The following is a 2,700-nucleotide window of genomic DNA, read 5'->3' on the forward strand; positions in this document are numbered from 1 at the left end:
GCCGTGAGCCGAAAGGTTATAGGCTGTGCTGCCGGCCGGGGTAGAGACCAGAACCCCGTCGCAGATCATTTCCTCAAGTCGCACCACACCGTCAACCTCGATACGGATCTTGGCCGCCAGGCGGCTATTCCTTCTAAGCGACACCTCGTTGATGGCAATCGCCTGGTGCGTCAAGCCATTGGCATCGGTGGCAATCATGCGGAGCGGGTTCAGTTCCGTCGATTGGGCGTGGGCCAGGCGTTCCATCAGGCCGTCTTCGTTGTAATGGTTCATCAGGAAGCCGATCGTGCCCTGGTTCATGCCGTAGATGGGGACGCGGCGCTCCATGTGCCGGTGCAGGGTCTGCAACATGAACCCGTCGCCGCCCAACGCGACAACGATGTCGGCTTCGTCGGGCGACACATGGTCGTAGCGCGCGCTGAGGCGCTTGAGAGCCTCTTGCGCCGCCTTTTGTCGGGCGCCGACGAAGGCCACCGTCTTGAAGTTCATGGCTCTCTGGCGGCCCCTTCGGCCACCCTCCCGATGTTCCCGGCTCGCGGCGGCCGAGTTAGCGAAGCGCCGCCAAGGTGTCCCGGCGCTTCGCCAAAGCCCATCATAGCGCATTCGGGTGTCTCGTCACCGACTCTCTGCGGCCGGCGGTCCCCTCCGGGGTGAAGCCGCCAAGCATTGAACCGTGGCCGCCGCGCCCCACATAGGAGGGGACCGGCGTCCCCACCGCGGGGACGCAAATCGAAAGGCAGGACATGAAGAATGCGACATTCGGGGCGGGCTGCTTCTGGGGTGTGGAATCGGCGTTCCGCAAACTGGACGGCGTGACGGCGACGGCGGTGGGATACGCCGGCGGCAGCACCCGGGACCCCTCCTACGAAGACGTCTGCGGTGGGCAGACGGGCCACGCCGAGGTGGTACAGGTCGACTATGACCCGGCGCGGGTCTCCTACGACGACCTGCTGAACCTGTTTTGGGCCATCCACGACCCGACGACCCTCAACCGCCAGGGTCCCGACATCGGCAGCCAATATCGCTCGGCGATCTTTTTCCACGACGCCGAACAAGAGACCCAGGCGGCGGCGTCCCTGGAGCGACTGCGCCGCTCCGGGCGCCATAGCCGCGACATCGTCACCGAAATCACCCCGGCGGCGGACTTCTATCGGGCCGAAGATTACCACCAACAGTATTTCGACAAGCGCGGCCGAGCCAGCTGGTCCTAGGCGCGCCTCGCGGACGCAGACCGTGCCCCTCCCATAAGGCGGTTGGTGGCGGAGGTCGAAACTTGCTAGCATGGGGCGGCGGGACGATTCTCCGCCGAAAGAAAGCGTACTTCCGGGGTGGTTCTGATGGAGAAGCCGAGTTCAGTAGGCGGACGAAAGATCGTCGACGTGCAGGGGCTGGAACCCACGTATCACTTCGAATACGTCGCCATCCACGATCAGCGCATCGCCCTTATCCGGTCCTATACGGTCTGGTATTTCATCGGGCTTCCCACGTCCATAGGGGTCTTCTCGTTCTTCATCTATTTCGGGCTGAGCATCGGCAACATCCAATTGATCGCCCTTGGCGGCATCATTTCGTCCCTCATTTCGTGGGTGACGTATTCCATCTCCGTCAGCGTCGACAGGGACGTGGTGGGGCTCTATCCACGCATCATTTTCCTGGAGATTTTGCTTGGTTACGATTTCTACCGGGAATACCTGCGCCGCTCGCCGCGCGGCGAGACGGAGCGGTCTTTCGTCGAGAAGTTGAGAACGCCGGAGCAATAATCCCTCACTGAAGCGGCCGGAGAGTCTGGTTGCGCCGGAGTAAAATTCCGTCAGCGATAGCCCTTTGCGGATTGAAGCGAAGGGCGGGGGATGAAGCGAGTGGAACTGTATGCGCGGGTGCGCCACGCGGTGATGATAGATGGGTTGAGCCAGCGGGAAGCGGCTCGACGGTTTGGGATCGATCCGCGCACGGTCAAGAAGATGCTGAGCTATTCGGTGCCACCGGGTTACGTCCGGACGGGGCCACCGGTCCGCCCGAAGCTCGATCCCTTCATCGGTGTTATCGACCAGATTGTGGAGGAGGATAAGGAGCGCCCGAAGAAGCAACGGCACACATCTAAGCGGATTTTCGAGCGGCTGCGTGATGAGTATGGCTTCACGGGCGGGATCACTATCGTGAAGGATTACATCTGCGGCGCCCGGCAGCGTCAGCGGGAGATGTTCGTGCCGCTGACGCACCCTGCCGGCCATGCTCAGGTTGATTTTGGTGAGGCCCTGGCCGTCATCGGCGGGGTGGAACGCAAAATCCACTTCCTGGCGATGAGCCTTCCCCACTCGGACGCTTGCTTTGTGAGGGCTTATCCCGGCGAGACTACGGAAGCCTTCTGCGACGGCCATGTCGTGGGGTTCGCCTTCTTCGGCGGTGTGCCGCGCTCGATCCTTTATGACAACACCAAGATTGCGGTGGCCCGCATCCTTGGCGACGGCAAGCGTCAGCGGACCCGTGTGTTCAGCGAACTGCAGTCGCATTATCTCTTTGAAGACCGCTTCGGTCGTCCGGGCAAGGGGAACGACAAGGGCAAGGTGGAGGGCCTGGTCGGCTATTGCCGGCGGAACTTCCTGGTGCCGATGCCAAGGTTCCAGACCTTCGACGACCTGAACGCGCATCTTGAAGCGTGTTGCCGCAAGCGATGGGCGGACCAACTGCGTAGCTATGAGC

General features: G+C 62.2%; 4 protein-coding genes. 3 read left to right on the forward strand and 1 reads right to left on the reverse strand.

Going from position 1 to position 2,700, the window contains the following annotated elements; all coding sequences use genetic code 11:
• On the reverse strand, positions 1 to 489 hold a 489-nt coding region (locus tag O2807_14325), incomplete at its 3' end, for an NAD kinase (GenBank protein ID MDA1001679.1).
• Between the two features lie 254 nt (positions 490 to 743).
• On the opposite strand from O2807_14325, the gene msrA reads away from it, so the two are divergent.
• From msrA to istA, 3 genes are all read left to right on the forward strand, one after another.
• The gene (gene msrA, locus O2807_14330) at positions 744 to 1,211 is read left to right on the forward strand and encodes a peptide-methionine (S)-S-oxide reductase MsrA (GenBank protein ID MDA1001680.1); all 468 of its coding nucleotides are present in this window, start codon (positions 744 to 746) and stop codon (positions 1,209 to 1,211) included.
• A 126-nt stretch (positions 1,212 to 1,337) separates the two neighbouring features.
• Positions 1,338 to 1,760, forward strand: coding sequence for a hypothetical protein (locus O2807_14335; protein ID MDA1001681.1), 423 nt, complete (start codon positions 1,338 to 1,340; stop codon positions 1,758 to 1,760).
• Between the two features lie 90 nt (positions 1,761 to 1,850).
• Positions 1,851 to 2,700: IS21 family transposase (istA, locus tag O2807_14340; protein MDA1001682.1), on the forward strand; the 850-nt coding region annotated here is incomplete at its 3' end.

It is taken from the genome of bacterium, from assembly GCA_027622355.1.
Lineage (GTDB): Bacteria > UBA8248 > UBA8248 > UBA8248 > UBA8248 > JAQBZT01.